Origin of the sequence: Geodermatophilus obscurus (genome assembly GCF_900143215.1) — a bacterium.
Taxonomy (GTDB): Bacteria; Actinomycetota; Actinomycetes; order Mycobacteriales; family Geodermatophilaceae; genus Geodermatophilus; species Geodermatophilus obscurus_A.
Genome location: NZ_FRDM01000003.1, coordinates 156,089 through 172,940, shown reverse-complemented (window position 1 = coordinate 172,940; position 16,852 = coordinate 156,089). Strand labels below are relative to the sequence as shown.

14 protein-coding genes are annotated in these 16,852 nt (G+C 72.6%); 6 read left to right on the top strand and 8 right to left on the bottom strand.

All coding sequences use genetic code 11. The features are described from left to right. Positions 1–43: 43 nt before the first annotated feature. Genes catC (BUB17_RS04775) through BUB17_RS04760 form a run of 4 tightly spaced genes read right to left on the bottom strand, consistent with a single transcriptional unit; the run spans position 44 to position 3,412 of the window. On the bottom strand, positions 44–472 hold the full coding sequence (catC, locus tag BUB17_RS04775; protein ID WP_244276924.1) for a muconolactone Delta-isomerase: 429 nt from the start codon (positions 470–472) through the stop codon (positions 44–46). After that, positions 469–1,323 (bottom strand): catechol 1,2-dioxygenase, encoded by an 855-nt coding sequence (gene catA / locus BUB17_RS04770; protein ID WP_072914201.1) that lies wholly within the window; start codon positions 1,321–1,323, stop codon positions 469–471. Before catA (BUB17_RS04770) ends, catC (BUB17_RS04775) begins: the two co-directional genes overlap by 4 nt. Before the next feature lie 47 nt (positions 1,324–1,370). Next, positions 1,371–2,471: a mandelate racemase/muconate lactonizing enzyme family protein gene (locus BUB17_RS04765; RefSeq protein ID WP_072914199.1), complete on the bottom strand. Its 1,101-nt coding sequence runs from the start codon at positions 2,469–2,471 to the stop codon at positions 1,371–1,373. Further along, positions 2,468–3,412, bottom strand: coding sequence for a LysR substrate-binding domain-containing protein (locus tag BUB17_RS04760; RefSeq protein ID WP_072914195.1), 945 nt, complete (start codon positions 3,410–3,412; stop codon positions 2,468–2,470). The genes BUB17_RS04765 and BUB17_RS04760 overlap by 4 nt, the downstream gene beginning before the upstream one ends. A gap of 265 nt (positions 3,413–3,677) precedes the next feature. Between BUB17_RS04760 and benA the strand changes: the two genes are divergently transcribed. The 4 genes from benA to BUB17_RS04740 all read left to right on the top strand — a co-directional run bounded on the left by benA (position 3,678) and on the right by BUB17_RS04740 (position 11,263). Further along, positions 3,678–5,054, top strand: a complete 1,377-nt coding sequence (benA, locus tag BUB17_RS04755) for a benzoate 1,2-dioxygenase large subunit (protein ID WP_072914192.1) — start codon at positions 3,678–3,680, stop codon at positions 5,052–5,054. 4 nt (positions 5,055–5,058) lie between these two features. After that, a complete protein-coding gene (gene benB, locus BUB17_RS04750; RefSeq protein ID WP_072914189.1) occupies positions 5,059–5,607 on the top strand; it encodes a benzoate 1,2-dioxygenase small subunit in 549 nt (182 codons plus the stop codon). Between the two features lie 78 nt (positions 5,608–5,685). Continuing rightward, positions 5,686–8,472 carry a benzoate 1,2-dioxygenase electron transfer component BenC gene (benC, locus tag BUB17_RS04745; protein WP_244276922.1) on the top strand — a complete coding sequence of 929 codons (2,787 nt, stop codon included), beginning with the start codon at positions 5,686–5,688 and terminating at the stop codon, positions 8,470–8,472. Between the two features lie 61 nt (positions 8,473–8,533). Next, on the top strand, positions 8,534–11,263 hold the full coding sequence (locus BUB17_RS04740) for a LuxR C-terminal-related transcriptional regulator (RefSeq protein ID WP_072914605.1): 2,730 nt from the start codon (positions 8,534–8,536) through the stop codon (positions 11,261–11,263). A 49-nt stretch (positions 11,264–11,312) separates the two neighbouring features. Here the strand turns inward: BUB17_RS04740 and BUB17_RS04735 are convergent, their stop codons facing one another. The 4 genes from BUB17_RS04735 to catA (BUB17_RS04720) form a co-directional block, all read right to left on the bottom strand. Next, complete coding sequence (locus BUB17_RS04735; RefSeq protein ID WP_072914182.1) at positions 11,313–12,134, bottom strand: CoA transferase subunit A; 822 nt, start codon at positions 12,132–12,134, stop codon at positions 11,313–11,315. A 12-nt stretch (positions 12,135–12,146) separates the two neighbouring features. Beyond that, positions 12,147–12,911: a 3-oxoadipate enol-lactonase gene (gene pcaD / locus BUB17_RS04730; protein ID WP_072914179.1), complete on the bottom strand. Its 765-nt coding sequence runs from the start codon at positions 12,909–12,911 to the stop codon at positions 12,147–12,149. A gap of 79 nt (positions 12,912–12,990) precedes the next feature. Beyond that, entirely contained in the window at positions 12,991–13,278 is a 288-nt protein-coding gene (gene catC, locus BUB17_RS04725) for a muconolactone Delta-isomerase (RefSeq protein WP_072914177.1), read from the bottom strand. Positions 13,279–13,394: 116 nt separating this feature from the next. After that, positions 13,395–14,264: a catechol 1,2-dioxygenase gene (gene catA / locus BUB17_RS04720; RefSeq protein WP_072914174.1), complete on the bottom strand. Its 870-nt coding sequence runs from the start codon at positions 14,262–14,264 to the stop codon at positions 13,395–13,397. A gap of 540 nt (positions 14,265–14,804) precedes the next feature. Between catA (BUB17_RS04720) and BUB17_RS04715 the strand changes: the two genes are divergently transcribed. Further along, positions 14,805–16,208: an MFS transporter gene (locus BUB17_RS04715; protein WP_072914172.1), complete on the top strand. Its 1,404-nt coding sequence runs from the start codon at positions 14,805–14,807 to the stop codon at positions 16,206–16,208. Positions 16,209–16,283: 75 nt separating this feature from the next. After that, entirely contained in the window at positions 16,284–16,742 is a 459-nt protein-coding gene (locus tag BUB17_RS04710) for a universal stress protein (RefSeq protein ID WP_072914169.1), read from the top strand. The last annotated feature ends 110 nt before the right edge of the window (positions 16,743–16,852 follow it).

The following is a 16,852-nucleotide window of genomic DNA, read 5'->3' as shown; positions in this document are numbered from 1 at the left end:
GGTGCGGGTGGTGTCGTGGTGCGGGTCGTGCGGTGGTGCCGGTTCAGTCGGAGGACGTGTCGCCCGCAGGGCTGCCCTCGGACGCCGGGTCCTGCGCGGTGCTGTCGTGCGCCGGACCCGGCGCGGTGCCGTCCTGCGCGGTGCTGTCGTGCGCCGGGTCCTGCGCGGTGCTGTCGTGCGCCGGGTCCTGCGCGATGTCCGACGGGTGCGCGGCCAGCGGCGTGACCGTGATGCTCATGTGGGGGAACAGCGGCAGGCCCCAGAGGATCTGGTGCAGCTGCTCGTTGCTGTCGACGGCGAAGACGCTGAGGTTGGCGTACTGCCCGACGCACCGCCAGATGTGCGGCCAGTGGCCCGAGCGCTGCCAGCGCTGCGAGTACGCCTTCTCCCGGGCCAGGAGGTCGTCGCGTGCCGCCGGGTCCATGTCCGGCGGCAGCGCGACGTCCATCCGCACCGCGTACAGCTCGGTCACGATGCGGGGTCCAGCGCGAAGTCGTAGGTGACCTCCTCGCCGGTGCCCGAAGCGGCCGGGGTCGGCCGGAGGATCAGCTCCGGCTTCACCGCCTGGGCGACGTCGTCCTCGACGTGGGACCCGCCCTCGAAGTACAGCTGGGTGGTGATCAGCTGCTTGCCCGGCGCGGACACCTTGAGGTGCAGGTGCGCCGGCCGCCAGGGGTGCCAGCCGGCCGCCGCGATGAACGCGCCGCACGAGCCGTCGGTCGGGATCTGGTACGGCGCCGGCTGGACCGTGGAGAAGGCGAACCGGCCGTCGGGACCGGTGAGGATCGCCCCCCGCAGGTTCCACTCCGGGATGCCCGGCGCGAACTGCGAGTAGTAGCCGTCGGCGTCGGCGTGCCAGAGCTCGACCTTGGCGTCCTCGATCGGCTCGCCGTCGAGGTCGGTGACCGTGCCCTGGAACAGGAACGGCGTCCCCTTCTCGTCCTCGCGCATCGGCAGGGTGGCCTCGCTGCGGAACTCCGGGGAACCCGGGATGTAGTACGGGCCCTCGATGGAGCCCTTGGTGCCCTCGCGGGAGGCGTTGGCGACCTCCTCGACCACGTGCTCCACCCAGACGTCGAGGAACAGCGGCCACTCGCCGTCCTCGCCGACGCGGATCAGCCACGCCTTGAGGGCGTCGTACTCGTCGTAGGTCACCTGGTGCTTGCGGATGACCTCGTGCAGCGCGCTGAGGGCGTCGGTGGCGATCGCCGAGACCCGCGCGTGGTCGACATCGGCGGCGCTGCGCTGCTTCTGCGCGAAGCGCTCGGTCGCGTTGCGGCCGGAGCCGGCCGCGGTCGGGTTGAGCTGGGTGGGTGTGGTCACGGGGTCTCCTCGGGTGGTGGGGCGGGACGGCACCTGCGGTGCCGGGTTCAGTCCTGGCGGTAGCGGGCGAGCTTGTCGGGGTCGATCTCGACGCCGATCCCCGGTCCGGGACGGACGACGAGCTCTCCGCCGGAAATCTCCAGCGGCTCGGTGAGCAGGTCGTCGCTCATGTCCAGGAAGTTCGACAGCTCCCCGGCCCGGCGCGACGAGCTGCGGTGGGCGGCGCCGAAGGCCACGGTGCAGGCGGTGCCGACCTGGCCGTCGATCTGGTTGCCCATCACGACCTCGACGCCCAGGCCCTCGCACTGGTGCAGGATGCGCTGGGAGGTGGTGAAGCCGCTGCGGGCCGTCTTGATGCTGATCGCGGTCGCCGCGCCGCCGAGCAGCTCCCGGGTGACCTCACCGGGGGTGGTGGCGCTCTCGTCGGCCACCGTCGGCACCGACGTCTGGGCGGTGAGCCAGCGACGGCCGAGCACGTCGTCGGCCGGGCACAGCTCCTCCGACAGCGTCAGGTCCAGATCGGCCATCGCGCGCAGGGCGCGCGCCGCCTCCGACGGCGTCCAGCCGCGGTTGCCGTCGACGTAGAGCTCCACGTCCGGCCCGAGGGCCTCCCGCAGGGCGCGGCAGGCGCCCACGTCGAGCTCGACCGGGCGCCGCCCCACCTTCACCTTGAACACGCTGATGCCGTAGGTGTCGCGGACCCGCTCGGTCTCGGTCACCATCTCGGCGTCGGAGGCGAACCCGACCATGTGGGAGACCCGCATGCGATCGGTGAACCCGCCCAGCAGCTGGGAGACCGACACACCGAGCGTGCGGCCGAGCGCGTCCCAGATGGCCATGTCCACCGCCGCCTTCGCGGCCGGGTTGCCCACGGTCCGGTTCATCCGGGCGTGGACGACCTCCCGTTCCAGGAGGGACAGACCCAGCAGCTCCGGCGCGAAGAGCTTGTCGACCACCGCGACGATGGAGGCCTGCGTCTCGCCGTAGGTGTACGGCCGCGGCGGGGCCTCCGCGACGCCGACCACGCCGTCGTCGGTGCGCACGCGGACCAGCACGTGGTCGGCGACGTGGACCTCGCCGCTGGCGAAGCGCAGCGGCTTGCGGTACGGGATCGCGAACGGGATCGCCTCGACCTCGACGATCTTCATCGGGTTCCTCCCAGTGGGGTGACGTCTGCTGCGGTCGGGTCGGGGACGCTCGCGTCGGGCACGAGGAAGCCGTTGGCCTCCAGCGCGTCGAGCAGCCGAGCGAGGGCGGGGGAGCGGTCCTCGCGACGCCACGCCAGGGCCAGGTCGACGTGCACGTCGTCGGCGACGGGCACGAAGCGGACCCCGTCGACGCGCAGCGCCAGCACGGACTCGGGCAGCAGGGCCACGCCCAGGCCGGCAGCGACCAGCGTGAGCATGATCGAGGTCTCCGTGGCCTGGTGGGTGCGCCGGGGCAGGAAGCCCGCCGCGAGGCAGGCCTGGGTCACGACGGCGTTGACGACGGAGCCCTCGACGCCGTAGACGATGAAGTCCTCGTCCCGCAGCTCGCTCAGCCGGACCGGCTCCTCACCGGCGAGACGGTGGCTGCCGGGCGCGGCGAGGACCAGCCGTTCCCGGGTGATCAGCCGGGACGTCAGACCTGCGCGGCTCAGCGGTGGACGCAGCACGGCGAGGTCGATCCGGTCCTCCTCGAGGGCCAGCTCCTGCACCGGGGTGAGCAGGTCGGGCTGGAACCGCAGCACCAGGCCCGGTACCTCCCGGGCGGCGATCCGGGCCAGCTGGGGCAGCCGGCGGAGCGCCGCCAGCCCGGTCGCCCCGACGCGGAGCAGGCCGGTGCTGCCGGCACCGATCAGCCGGACCCGGGTCCGCGCGGCCTCGATCGAGTCGAGGATGCGCTCCGCGTCCTGCCGGAACGCCTCGCCGGCGGGCGTGAGCTCGACGCGTCGCGTCGTCCGGGTGAACAGCGCGGTCCCGAGCTGGGCCTCCAGCTGGCGGATGGCCTGGGACAGCGGGGACTGGGCCATGTGCAGGCGTTCGGCCGCCCGGCCGAAGTGACGGGTCCGGGCGACGGTGACGAAGTAGTGCAGCTGGCGGATCTCCACGGTGCCCTCCTCCGTCGCTCGATCGGCTCCACGGTGGGCGGCAGCGCCCTAGGGTGAGCGCCGTCTCACAGCGCCTGTGATGCACTCAACGTAGAGGCCCGGTCATGTATCGACAAAGACCGAATTCCGCTGGATCGAGATATCCGGAGTCTCAATCGATGCCTGGTCAGGACTAGGCGAATTGCTGACGCGAACGTGACCCGCGCCACCCACAGTGGGGTGGAGCGCAATCGACCCACCGCCCCACCGGACCGGAGGTCCAACCATGACAGTCGACTCCACCCAGCTCCGCGACGTCCTCGCGGATGCCGTCATCGAAGACCCCGAGGCCGGCATCTACCGAGCCAACCGTCGGATCTTCACCGACGAGGAGATCTTCGAGCTGGAGATGACCCACATCTTCGAGGGCAACTGGGTCTACCTCGCGCACGACAGCCAGATCCCGAACCCGGGGGACTACTTCACCACCTTCATCGGCCGCCAGCCGGTCGTGATCACCCGGGACAAGAAGGGTGAGCTGCACTGCCTCATCAACGCCTGCGCGCACCGCGGCGCGATGCTCTGCCGGCGCAAGACCGACAACCGCATGACGCTGACCTGCCCGTTCCACGGCTGGACGTTCCGCAACGACGGCAGGCTGCTCAAGGTCAAGGACCCCGACGGCGCCGGCTACCCGGCCAGCTTCAACACCGACGGCTCGCACGACCTCGTCAAGGTCGCCCGCTTCGACAGCTATCGCGGCTTCCTCTTCGGCAGCGTCAACGCCGACGTGAGCACGCTGGACGAGCACCTCGGTGACACCACCAAGGTCATCGACATGCTCGTCGACCAGTCCCCGGAGGGGCTGGAGGTGCTGCGCGGCTCCTCGACCTACACCTACGACGGCAACTGGAAGGTCCAGGCGGAGAACGGCGCCGACGGCTACCACGTCAGCGCGGTCCACTGGAACTACGCGGCCACGACCTCGCGGCGGAGCACGGGGGAGTCCAAGAACACGACCAAGGCACTGGACGCCGGTGGCTGGGGCAAGTCCGGTGGCGGCTACTGGTCCTACCCCAACGGGCACCTGTGCCTGTGGACCTGGGCGGCCAACCCGGAGGACCGCCCGCTGTGGGACCGCATGGACGAGCTCAAGGCCCAGTTCGGCGAGGCCAAGGGCGAGTTCATGGTCAAGGGCTCCCGCAACCTGTGCCTGTACCCGAACGTCTACCTGATGGACCAGTTCAGCACCCAGATCCGGCACTTCCGGCCGATCGCGCCGGACCAGACCGAGGTGACCATCTACTGCATCGCGCCCAAGGGCGAGAGCGCCGAGGCCCGTGAGCACCGGATCCGCCAGTACGAGGACTTCTTCAACGCCTCGGGCATGGCCACTCCGGACGACCTGGAGGAGTTCCGCTCCTGCCAGCTCACCTTCCGGGCGACCGCCGCGGCCTGGAACGACATGAGCCGCGGTGCCGAGCACTGGCTCCACGGGCCGGACGAGGTCGCCAAGGCCCTCGGCATGGACGGCGTCATCTCCGCAGGTGCTCGCAACGAGGACGAGGGGCTGTACCCGATCCAGCACGGCTACTGGCTGCAGACCATGCGCGCCGCCGTCGAGAAGCAGGCCGGCGCGTCCACCGCGACCTCGGAGGGCTGATCACGTGACCACGCTGCAGAACCCCCTGCACACCTCGGCCGAGGGTGGCGCCGCAGGCGGGAAGCTCATCACCCAGAACACGATCGAGCAGTTCCTCTACCGCGAGGCGCGCTACCTCGACGACCGCGAGTTCGAGAAGTGGCTGGAGTGCTACGCCGACGACGTCGTCTTCTGGATGCCGTCGTGGGCCGACGACGACCGGCTCACCCAGGACCCGCAGCGCGAGATGTCCCTCATCTACTACTCGAACAAGGGTGGCCTCGAGGACCGCGTCTTCCGGATCCGCACCGAGCGCTCCAGCGCGACGTCACTGCCCGAGCCGCGCACCAGCCACAACATCACGAACGTCGAGGTCATCGAGCGCCGGGGCGACCTGGTCGACGTCCGGTTCAACTGGCACACGATGTACTTCCGGTACAAGACCGTCGACCCCTACTACGGGACGTCGTTCTACACGATCGACTTCTCCGGGCCCGCGCCGCTGATCCGGCGCAAGACCGTGGTGCTGAAGAACGACTACATCCACCACGTCGTCGACGTATACCACCTCTGAGCACCGGCCCCCCCCCCGGGCCGGTCCCCTCCAAGCCGCTGCTCCTCCGAGGTACGGAGAATCTCCATGGACCATCGCGTGGCACTCGCGTTCGAGGACGGGGTCACCCGCTTCATCACCTGCCGGGACGACCAGACCGTCGCCGACGCCTCCTACCGATCGCGGATCAACATCCCGCTGGACTGCCGTGACGGCGTCTGCGGCACCTGCAAGGCCTTCTGCGAGTCGGGCGAGTTCGACATGGGCGGCTACCTCGACGACGCGCTGTCGGACGACGAGGCCGAGGACGGGTACGTGCTGACCTGCAGCATGAAGCCGCGCTCGGACCTGGTGCTGCAGATCGCGACCACCTCCGCGGTGGCCAAGACCAGCGCCGCCACGCACCGCGGTCGCATCACCGCACTGGACCGGCTGTCCTCGACGACCGTCGGGCTGACCGTCGAGATCGACGACCGGGACGCCCTGGCGTTCCTCCCCGGGCAGTACGTCAACATCGCCGTCCCGGGCACCGAGGAGTCCCGGTCGTACTCCTTCAGCAGCGCTCCGCAGGACAAGGAGCTGACCTTCCTGGTCAAGCTGACGCCCGGCGGTGTCATGTCCACCTACCTGGAGGAGCGGGCCCAGGTCGGGGACGAGATCACCTTCACCGGACCGCACGGCAGCTTCTTCCTGCGCGAGTCCGACGCCCCGCTGCTGCTCCTGGCCGGCGGGACCGGGCTGGCGCCGGTCCTGGCCATCCTGCGGACGCTGGAGGGCAAGCGCAGCGGCCGGCAGATGCATCTCGTCTACGGCGTCACGACCGACGACGACCTCGTCGAGCTGGAGACCATCCAGCAGCTCGCCGGCGCCATCGACGGGCTCACCTGGGACTACTGCGTCGCCGACCCGGCGACGAAGGCACCCAACCAGGGCTACGTCACCGGCCTCTACGGACCCGAGCACCTGCACGACGGCGACGCCGCGGTGTACCTCTGCGGTCCGCCGGCCATGGTGGAGGCGGTCCGCGGGCACGTCAGCGGCCTGGGGGTGGCCCCCTCGGGCTTCTACTACGAAAAGTTCGCCCTGGCCGCGGTGCCGACCGAGGCCGCCGAGGAGGTCGTCGCGCCGGAGCCCGAGGCGGTCGTGCCGGAGTCCGAGGCGGTCGCGCCCGAGCCGCCGCCGGTGCCGGTCCACACCCCGATCACCGTCCCGGACACCGTCGCCGAGCTGCTGGCCCTGGACGGCCGGGAGGGCCGGACGACGGCCGGGCAGGTCCTCTTCCCGCCGGTGGAGCTGTCACCCCTCGGCGCCGACGGGACCGGGCCGCGTACCGAGTCGCCGGCGGACCTGTGGCGCCTGGCGGGGCAGCCGGTGGGGGAACCGTTCCCCACCGGCGACGTCCTCCCCGTGGACGACGCCGACGACCTCGTGCTCGCCGTCGGTGCCCGCGCCGTCGCCGGCCAGGAGGTCCTGCCCGAGGCGGCGCTGGAGCAGCTCGTCCCGCCGGCGCCCGAGGCGCCGGCCGGTCAGCCGGACGCGGATCAGTCGGACGCGGATCAGTCGGACGCGGAGATCGAGCCGGCGTTGACCGCCGAGGGCTACGTGATCACGGGCGACGGGTACGAGATCGGCGAGGAGCACCCGTCGGTGCACGAGTCCGACGCCATCTTCGACGCCCGCCGGGCGCTGGAGCTGGGCGCGCTCGAGCTCACCATCGGCCGCCTGACGCACCAGCAGCTCGTCGGTTACCGGGTGCTGGCCGAGGCGACCGTGCCCTACGTGGAGGGCGAGCGGTTCACCGACGCGGCGGCGTACACCGAGACCAACGCCGCCTTCCACGACTACCTGTTCACCCTCACCGGCAACGAGCACTTGCTGCGGGCCTACCAGGCGCTCGGTGTCAAGGGGCACATGGAGGAGTCCCTCCGCTCGGCCACCTGGTGCCATCCCCGGTGCGCGCAGGACCACCTCGACATCGTCGAGGCGTTCCGGGACGGCGAACGCGAGCGGGCCCGGGTCCTCATCTCCGAGCACGCGGAACGGTCCAAGGAGACCACCCGCCGGGCCATGCACGACCTCGCCGCGGGACGCCGTCCCCGGTTCGTGACGCCGGGCCGGTTCGCCGGCCAGGTGGTCCTGATCACCGGTGCCGGTCAGGGGATCGGCGAGCGCACGGCACGGCGGATCAGCGCCGAGGGCGGCACGCTCGTGCTGGCCGACCGCGCCGAGCTGGTGCGCGACCTCGCCGAGGAGCTCGGGCAACCCGGGACCGAGGCCATCCCCGTCGTCGCCGACCTGGAGACCTGGGAGGGCGCGAAGTCGGTCGTGGACGCCGCGCTGCAGCGGTTCGGCCGCATCGACGTCGCCATCCACACCGTCGGCGGCACGATCTGGGCCAAGCCCTTCGAGCACTACCCGCCCGAGCAGATCCAGGCCGAGATCAACCGGTCCCTGTGGCCGACGCTGTGGTGCTGCCGCGCCGTCGCGCCGCACATGGTCCAGCGGGGGCAGGGGACCATCGTCAACGTGTCGTCGGTGGCCACCCGGGGGGTCAACCGCCTCCCGTACGCCGCGGCCAAGGGCGGGGTCAACGCCGTCACCACCGCGCTGGCCCTCGAGATGGCACCGCACGGCGTGCGCGTCGTCGCCACCGCTCCCGGCGGGACCGACGCTCCGCCGCGCCGCACCCCGCGCGGGCCGGCGCCGCAGTCGGAGCAGGAGCAGGACTGGTACCGGACCATCGTCGACCAGACGGTCGACTCCTCGTTGCTGAAGCGGTACGGGACCCTGGACGAGCAGGCCGCGGCCATCACCTTCCTGGCATCGGAGGAGGCCTCCTACATCACCGGGACCATCCTGCCGGTGGCCGGTGGCGACCTCGGCTGACCCGCTGAGCGGGCGGTTCGGCACGGAGGAGCACCCGGCCGCCCGGTCCGCCGGTGTCGACGTGAGCGCGACCGACGAGGACGCCCACGTCATCGGGCTGGCCACCGAGGCCGCGCAGCTCGAGGCACTGCTCGGCCGGGCCTCCGCCGGCGGACCCGTGGTCGCCGTCGTCGAGGGCCCGGCCGGGATCGGCAAGACCACCCTGCTGCGCCGGTTCCTGCGCCGGCACCCGCGGCTGCCGACGACGACGACCACCGGGCTGCCGTGGGAGAGCAGTCGGGACGGTGCGCTGGTCCGTCGGCTCCTCGACGACCTCGGCGAGGAGCCGACGCGGCCGGCCGGGAACGACCCGGTCGACCTCGGCACAGCGCTCGCCCGCCGGTGGGAGGCCCGAGCCGGGACGGAGCCGCTGCTCGTCGTCGTCGACGACGCGCACCACGCGGACCCGGTCTCGCTGCAGGCGATCGCCTCCGCGGTCGCGCGCACCCACCGGACCCCGCTGGCGCTGTTGCTCGCCCGGACCACCGGATGGCCGGACACGGGCGACCCCGAGGCGCGCGCCGTCCTCGACCGGCTCGCGGCCACCTCCGTCCCCGTGCTGCGGCTGGGACCGGCGGAGACCCGCCTGCTCGCCGCGCGGGTGGCGGCGATCGACCTCCCGATGCCGGTCGCCCGGCGGCTCTGCGAGCACACCGCCGGCATCCCCGGCCACCTCCTGGAGCTGCTCCGCGACACCCCGCCGGTCCGCTGGTCGGACTGGCACACCCGGCTCCCCGCGCCGGCCAGCACCCAGCGTCGCGTGCAGCGGGCGCTCGACCGCTGCACGCCGGCCGCCCGGGCGCTGGTGGAGGCGGCGGCCGTGCTCGGCCAGGACCCCGTGCTCGCCGACGCCGCGACGCTGGCCGGCCTCGCCGACCCCATCGACGCCCTCGACGAGGCCTGCGCCGCCGGCCTGCTGGCAACCGATCCCGGGGACGGCCTGGACGCACTGGTCTTCCCCGGGCGGTTCGACCGGACAGCGGTGCACGCCACCCTGTCGCCCCGGGCCCGGCACGACCTCCACCTGCGGGCGGCCGGCATCGTCACCGACGAGAGCGAGCGACTCCGCCACCGGGTGGAGGCAGCACCGCTCCCGGACGCCCACCTCGCCGACGAGCTGGTCGAGCTCGCACGGCGCAAGGCCGACGAGGGGGCGTGGGGGGTCGTCGCCGGCGCGCTGGTCGACGCCGCCCGGATCAGCCTCACCCGCGCCGACCGCGAGGAGCGCCTCATCCAGGCCGTCGACGCGCTGGCCGGAGCCGGACTGATCGGATCGGCCGTCGACGCGCTCCCCGACGTGGAGACCCTGCCGTCCGGCCCCCGCCGCGACGCCGTGCTCGCCTACGTCGCGATCCAGCGCGGCCGCCGCGCCGAGGCCGCCACCCACCTGGAGACGGCCTGGCGCCAGCGCGGCGCGGACCGGGGGACCGCCGCGGTCGTCTGCCAGCGCCACGTGCTGCACTCCCTGGCGGACTGGGACGGCGAGGCCCTGGTCCGGTGGGCCGGCCGAGCGGTCGAGCACGGCGACCCCCGCTCGCCGGCCGCGGTGGAGTCGCGCGCGATCGTCGGCCTCGGTCACGCCGCCCGGGGTCAGGTCGCCGCGGCGTTCACCGCCTACCGGCACGCCCTGGCCGAGAGCCCCACCGGCCTGCAGCACCAGCGCGTGCGGATGGGCCTGGGCTGGCTGCACCTCGCGCAGGACGATCCCGAGGCGGCCCGCCGAGAGCTGGAGTCCGCCGTCCCCACCGCCCGGCAGGCCGGCTCCAAGCGCATCTCGCTGTGGGCCCTGGTGTGGCTGGCCCGGACGCGCTTCGCCCTGGGCGACTGGCCCGGGGCGCTCGACGCGGTCGGCCAGGGGGAGGTCCTGCTCGCCACCACCGGACTGGACCTGCTGCGTCCCCTCGTCCACTGGACCGGCGCGCAGATCCGGGCCCTGCGGGGCGAGCAGGAGGCCGCGGAGCGGCACCTGCGGCTCGGCGCGGCCACCGAGCACGACTACACCGTCATGGCCGTCCCCGCGCTGCTCGCCCGGGCACACGTCGCCGAGGCGGCGTCGGACTACGCCGCGGTCGTCCGCCACCTCGCGCCGCTGACCGTCCGGTCCCCGCGGGGTGGACTCGACGAACCCGGGTTCTGGCCCTGGCACGACGTCCACGCCAACGCCCTCGTCGTGACCGACCGGCTCTCCGAGGCCGAGGAGTTCCTCGCGCCGCTCGAGACGGCGGCGCACCAGCGGGGGCACCGCTCGGTGAGCGCCCGGCTCGGCTACGTCCGCGGCCGGCTGTTGGCAGCCCGCGGTGACCTGCCCGGCGCGGAGGCGGCCTTCGAGCAGGCGCGGGCAGGGCTGGCTGCGCTGCCGCTGCCGTACGACCGCGCCCGCGTGGACTTCGCCCAGGGCATCACCCTCCGCCGTGCCGGCCGGCGCCGGGACGCCGCCGCCCTGCTCGCCACGGCGCGCCAGTCCTTCGCGGCGCTGGGCGCGCAGGTCTACGTGGAGCGCTGCGACCGGGAACTCAAGACCGGCCGCCCCGCACCACGCAGGACCGAGGCCGACGCGCAGGGCCTCACCGAGCAGGAGCGGACCGTCGCCCGGCTCGTGGCGACTGGCCTGACCAACAAGGAGGTGGCTGCGTCGATGCTGCTGTCGGTCAAGACCGTCCAGTTCCACCTCACGCGGGTCTACGCCAAACTCGGTGTCCGGTCCCGGTCCGAACTCGCCGCGCGCTTCCCCCGCGAACCCGCTCCCGGATGACCTCGCGGCCGAGCCGTCGCGGGCGCCGAGCCGTGCGGCGACCCGGCCGTCAGGCGTCGCCTTCCTCGGCAGCGGTGGTGGCCTCCTCGCCTGCGGCGGCCGGCGGGGCGTCGGCCGGCTCGGTACGCGGTCGGGTGGTGCGCTTCTCGATCTTCCTGCTCCCGGGATCGACGACGACGAGCCGGTCGACGAAGACCCCGGGCAGGTGCACGTCCTCGGGCCGGATGGCGCCCGGTTCGACGAGTTCCTCGACCTCGGCGATGGTGATCCGCCCGGCCATGCCGGCCAGCGGGTTGAAGTTGCGGGCCGACTCGTGGAACCACAGGTTGCCGTGCCGGTCACCGGTGGCGGCTCGCACCAGACCGAAGTCGGCGGTCAGGGCCGTCTCCAGCACGTACGGGTGGCCGTCGAAGACCCGGACCTCCTTCGGTTCGCTGGTGGCCACGACGTTGCCCTCGGCGTCGTAACGGAACGGGATGCCGCCCTCGGCGACCAGCGTGCCGACGCCGGTGGGGGTGTAGAACGCCGGGATGCCGATGCCTCCGCAGCGCAGTCGCTCGGCCAGCGTGCCCTGCGGGGTGAGCTCCACCTCCAGCTCCCCGGACAGGTAGAGGCGGGCGACCTCCTTGCTGCCGCCGACGAAGGAGCTGATCGTCCGGCGGATCCGGCCGGCGTACAGCAGCACGCCGAGCGCCTGGTCCTCCACGCCGCAGTTGTTGGAGATGGTGGTGAGGTCCCGCGTGCCCTGCTCCAACAGCGCGTCGATCAGCGCGAACGGCACACCGCACAACCCGAACCCGCCGACCGCCAGCACCGCGCCGTCGGGGATGTCGGCGACGGCCTCCCGCGCGCTGCCGAAGACCTTGTCCATGGCCGACCTCCGTCAGTCTCCGAAGTGGTCCCGCAGCGCGGCGTTCACCGCCTGCGAGTGGGTGGCGTTGGGCAGGTGCGCGGCTCCGGGGACGACGCGGAACCTGCTGTCCGGGATGCTGTCGGCGAGCAGCCGGACCATGTCGACGGTGGTGGCCGGGTCCTCGGCGCCGGCGACGAGGAGCGTCGGGGCGGCGATCTCCCCGAGCCGGTCGCGGACGTCGAAGGCGCCGATCGCCTCGCAGCAGGCGGCGTAGCCCTCCGCGGGCGTGGCCCGCATCATGGCCAGCAGCCGATCGGCCGCGGCCGGCTCCTCATCGGCCCACCTGGCGGTGAACCAGGTGCCGGTGCGCGAGGGCACCAGGACCTCGGTGCCCTGCTCCCGCACCTGCGCGGCCCGCACCACCCACGACGGCGGATCGGTGAACTGCGCCGCGGAGGCGATGATCGCCAGCTTCTCCAGCCGGTCGGGAACGGTGAGCGCCAGTTGCTGGCCGATGGCGCCGCCGATGGAGACGCCGGCGCAGCAGAACCGCTCCACCCCCCACGAGTCCAGCAGCGCCAGCACGTCACCGGCGAGGTCGGCCATCGTGCACGGCCCGGGCACGACCTCGGAGCCGCCGTGCCCGCGCAGGTCGTAGCGGATCACCCGGTGAGTGCGGGCGAACTCGGCGACCTGGGGGTCGAACAGGCCGGTGTCGGTGCCCAGCGACGGGCCGAGGACGAGCACGCAGGCGTCGGCCGGGCCGTCCTCGGCGGCGTGCAGCCGCGCGGTCACGCGGCTCCCCTCGGGGGATCGCGGCGAGGTCCGGATCGCCTCGACGTCCGCCGGCCGCCGCAGCCGCTCCTCGGCGAGCTCACGGATTCGCCGACAGTGCCGACGGGTGCTCGGTGAGCGGGGTGATCTGGACGGTCATGAAGGGGAAGAGCGGGAGGTTCCACAGGATGTCGTGCAGCGCGTCGCTGGAGTCGACGTCGAAGACGCTGATGTTGCTGTACTGGCCGACCACCCGCCACAGGTGCACCCAGGTGCCCTGGCGCTGCAGGTCCAGTGCCCTGGCCTTCTCGGTGCTGACCAGCCGGGTGCGCTCGTCGGGGTCGAGGTCGCGGGGGATGGCGACGTCCATGCGGACGTGGAACAGCATGTCAGCTCCTCGAGGACCGGGGCGGGTGCGGCCCCGTCCCGGGTCCCGCCCCGGGTCTGCGAGGGGTGGGGAGGACGGGGCCCTCCACCGAGCGGTGGGGGCAGGGAGGTCCGGTGTCAGGCGGCTGCCGTCGCCTCGTCGCGCTCGAGGACGAAGTCGTACTCGACGCGTCCGGTGCCGTCACCCTGGTCCTGCGGGTCGAGGACGAGCTCGGGCTTGACCGCGGAGGCGACGTCGGACTCGAGCCACTCGCCGCCGCGGAAGTACAGCTGGGTGGTGATCGCCCGGTGGCCCGGGCCGCTGACGATGAGGTGCAGGTGTGCCGGGCGCCACGGGTGCCAGCCGGCGGCCTCGATCAGCTGGCCGGTCGGCCCGTCGGTCGGGATCTGGTACGGCGCGGGCTGGATGGTGCGGATCTCGAACCGGCCCTCGTCGTCGGCCACCACCAGGCCGCGCAGGTTGCCCTCGGGCACGTGCGGGGCGAAGCCCGAGTAGTAGCCCTCGTCGTCGGCCTGCCAGATGTCGATCTCGGCGCCGGCGATGGGGTTGCCGTCCACGTCGCGGACCTGGCCGGTGAAGGCCAGTCGGCTGCCCTTCTCGTCCTCGCGCATGGGCAGGGTGGCGGGGGAGGGCAGCCGCTGCTGGCCGGGTAGGTAGTAGGGGCCGAGGATGCTGCCCTTGGTGCCCTGCTGGGTCGCCGCCTGCACCTCCTCGACGACGTGTTCGACGAAGACGTCGAGGAACAGCGGCCACTCGCCGCCCTCGCCCACCTGGATCATCCAGGCCTTGGCCGCCTGGAACTCCGGATAGGTGACCTCGTGCTCCCGGATGGCCTGGTGCACGCCGTCCAGGACCGCCCGGACCACCGCGTCGACCCGCTCCGGGGGTACCTGCCGGACGGCCTGGTACATCTCGGTGGTCAGGAACGACTGGGTCGCGCTGGCGCCCGAACCGGCCGCGGTGGGGCTCTGCTGAGCGTCGGTCATGGCTCTAGCTCCTCGGATGTCTGCGCGGCGCTCCGACCGCGCGTCATGGGCCGTGCCTGCACTTCCGGGATGGAGTGGTGCCATCGTTGCCGACGCCGTGGAGACCGTCCAGCCATCGGGTCGCAACGAGCCGCTGGCCAGGCCGGTGGCCGCGCCGGACCGGTCACCCCCGTCTGAATGCGGGGCCATTGTGGAGAACCTCCGTCCGAGCCACGGAGGGAGGCGCGCTCGGGGCGCGCAGACCCCGCCACGCCTCTACGCTGCGGTGACCTAGGTCACAGTGCAGCGCCCGCCAGGCTGCGCCGGGCCACAGAGGAGGTGGCCGTGGTGGTCGAGCTCCTCCGGAGGGGCTCCGCGACGCGTGTCGGCATCGGAACGGCGGCGCACGCGTGAGGCGCCGGCGACTCCTGTCGACCCGACCAGCTGCAGACCTTCCCCGCACCCAGGGGCGCAGCTCCGCACGCCGTCCCGGCCACCCCGGTGACGGGTGCAGCGCCCCACGGAGAGAACGGCCGCACCGGCACCCCCAGGAGGTCCGCAATGTCGATTGCCACGGGTAGCTCACCGGACGCTGCCCCGGGGCAGACCCCGGAGCAGGAGGCCCGACGCCGCCGTACCGTCACCTGGGTCGTCGCCCTGTCGATGGTCGGGCTGATCTTCGACGGGTACGACCTGGTCGTCTACGGCACCGTCGTGCCACTGTTCCTCAGTGACCCCACGCAGATCGGTCCGGTCAGCCCGGCGCAGGCCGGGGCACTCGGCAGTTACGCGCTGATCGGGGTGCTGGTCGGCGCATTGGCGGCCGGCTCGGTGGCCGACATCATCGGTCGCCGCAAGGTGATGCTGACCGCCTATGCGTGGTTCTCCATCGGCATGGGCGTCACCGCGCTGATGAACAGCACCGGTGGGTTCGGGCTGATGCGGTTCCTCACTGGTATCGGCGTCGGTGCCCTGGTCGCCACCACCGGCGCCCTGGTGGCCGAGTTCGCCCCGCCAGGAAAGAAGAACATCGCCAACGCGATCACCTACGCCGGTGTCCCCATCGGTAGCCTGATGGCGGCGCTGCTGGCGATCCTCCTCCTCGAGCACATCGGCTGGCGGGGCATGTTCTGGATCGGGGCCCTGCCGATCGTGACGCTGCTGCCGTTGGCCTTCCTCAAGATGCCGGAGTCTCCGGCCTGGCTGGCGTCACGCGGTCGGCACGACGAGGCGCAGCGGAGCTCGGAGCGCACGGGTGTGCCGATCACGACGGCCACCAGCCTCGCTGCCGCCGACGCCAGGCGGGCGCCCGCGCGGGAGCGCGCCGGCTTCGCCGGGCTGTTCGGCCGGCAGTACGTGTTCCCCACCGTGGTGCTCGGCCTGATGAGCGCCACCGGCCTGGTGCTCGTCTACCTGCTGAACACGTGGCTGCCCGAACTCATGGGCCGCGCGGGGTTCTCCACGAAGGGTTCGCTGGCATTCCTCCTGGTGCTCAACGGCGGCGCGGCGGTCGGGGCGCTCATCTCCTCACGGATTGCGGACCGGTTCGGGCCGAAGCCCGTCATCGCCGCCAGCTTCAGCATCGGAGCCCTCGCCATCATCACGCTGACCCTCGACCTTCCTCTCGGGGTGCTGCTGGCGTTCATCGCGGTCGTCGGGTTGGGCACCAGTGGCACGCAGATCCTGATCTACGGCTTCGTCTCGAACTACTACCGGAACAACGTGCGCGGCGCCGGCGTGGCCTGGTGCGCGGGGTTCGGTCGCCTCGGCGGCATCGGCGGCCCGCTAATCGGCGGATTCCTGATCGCGGCGGGGCTCGCCCTGGAAAACATTTTCTACGTCGCCGCGGGGCTCGCGCTCTTCGGCGTGCTCCTGACCCTCATCGTCCCGGTGGCCCGGCGCCCCGTGGAGGTCGTGACAACGCCGGTGGAGCCCTCCCCCGGGGTCGGGTCAGGCGCCCGATGACGGTCGGCGGTCGACTGCTGCGCGGACCCCGTTCCGCTCATCCGCCCTTTGACATCTCGAGGAAGGGAAGTCGCCGTGTATGAGCGGATCCTCGTCACGATCGACGCGCACCCGACGAAGGAGAACGCCTCGGCCATCCAGCGCACCGAGCAGATCGGCAAGCTGACCGGGGCCACCGTGCACGTGCTCCACATCGCGCGGGGGCACATCATCCCGGAGGACATCACCGGCGGTTCGGCGCGCCTCGGCGTCTGGTCCGCCGAGGACGACCCCGAGGACGCCGACCGGGCCGCGGTGCAGCAGTTGGTCGACCGGCTGAGTGCCGCAGGCATCGACGCCCACGGGGAGATGGTCGTCGCCACGGAGCACGACGCCGCCGACGTCATCCTGCAGCGGGCCGAGGAACTCGGCGTGGACCTCCTCGTCCTCGGGCACCAGCACCACCGGGGGTCCCGGACCGCGGAGCGGGTGATCCACCAGCGCCCGCACTACTCCATCCTGCTGGCCCGGCCACCTCAGGAGACGCGGCGCTAGGGTCCCCGCTGGTCGATCTTCCCGACCGGATCGGGGGCCCGTGCGTGGCCTCGACCCTGGTGGTCCTGTGCGCCGACGCGGCAGCGCAGCGCAGTACTCCTCTCCCCGCG

What these genes read in the sequence shown, in the direction of transcription:
- BUB17_RS04765 (WP_072914199.1), bottom strand. Translation starts at nt 2,471, where the DNA reads ATGAAGATCGTCGAGGTCGAGGCGATCCCGTTCGCGATCCCGTACCGC.
- benA (WP_072914192.1), top strand. Translation starts at nt 3,678, where the DNA reads ATGACAGTCGACTCCACCCAGCTCCGCGACGTCCTCGCGGATGCCGTC.
- BUB17_RS04735 (WP_072914182.1), bottom strand. Translation starts at nt 12,134, where the DNA reads ATGGACAAGGTCTTCGGCAGCGCGCGGGAGGCCGTCGCCGACATCCCC.
- catC (WP_072914177.1), bottom strand. Translation starts at nt 13,278, where the DNA reads ATGCTGTTCCACGTCCGCATGGACGTCGCCATCCCCCGCGACCTCGAC.
- catA (WP_072914174.1), bottom strand. Translation starts at nt 14,264, where the DNA reads ATGACCGACGCTCAGCAGAGCCCCACCGCGGCCGGTTCGGGCGCCAGC.
- BUB17_RS04715 (WP_072914172.1), top strand. Translation starts at nt 14,805, where the DNA reads ATGTCGATTGCCACGGGTAGCTCACCGGACGCTGCCCCGGGGCAGACC.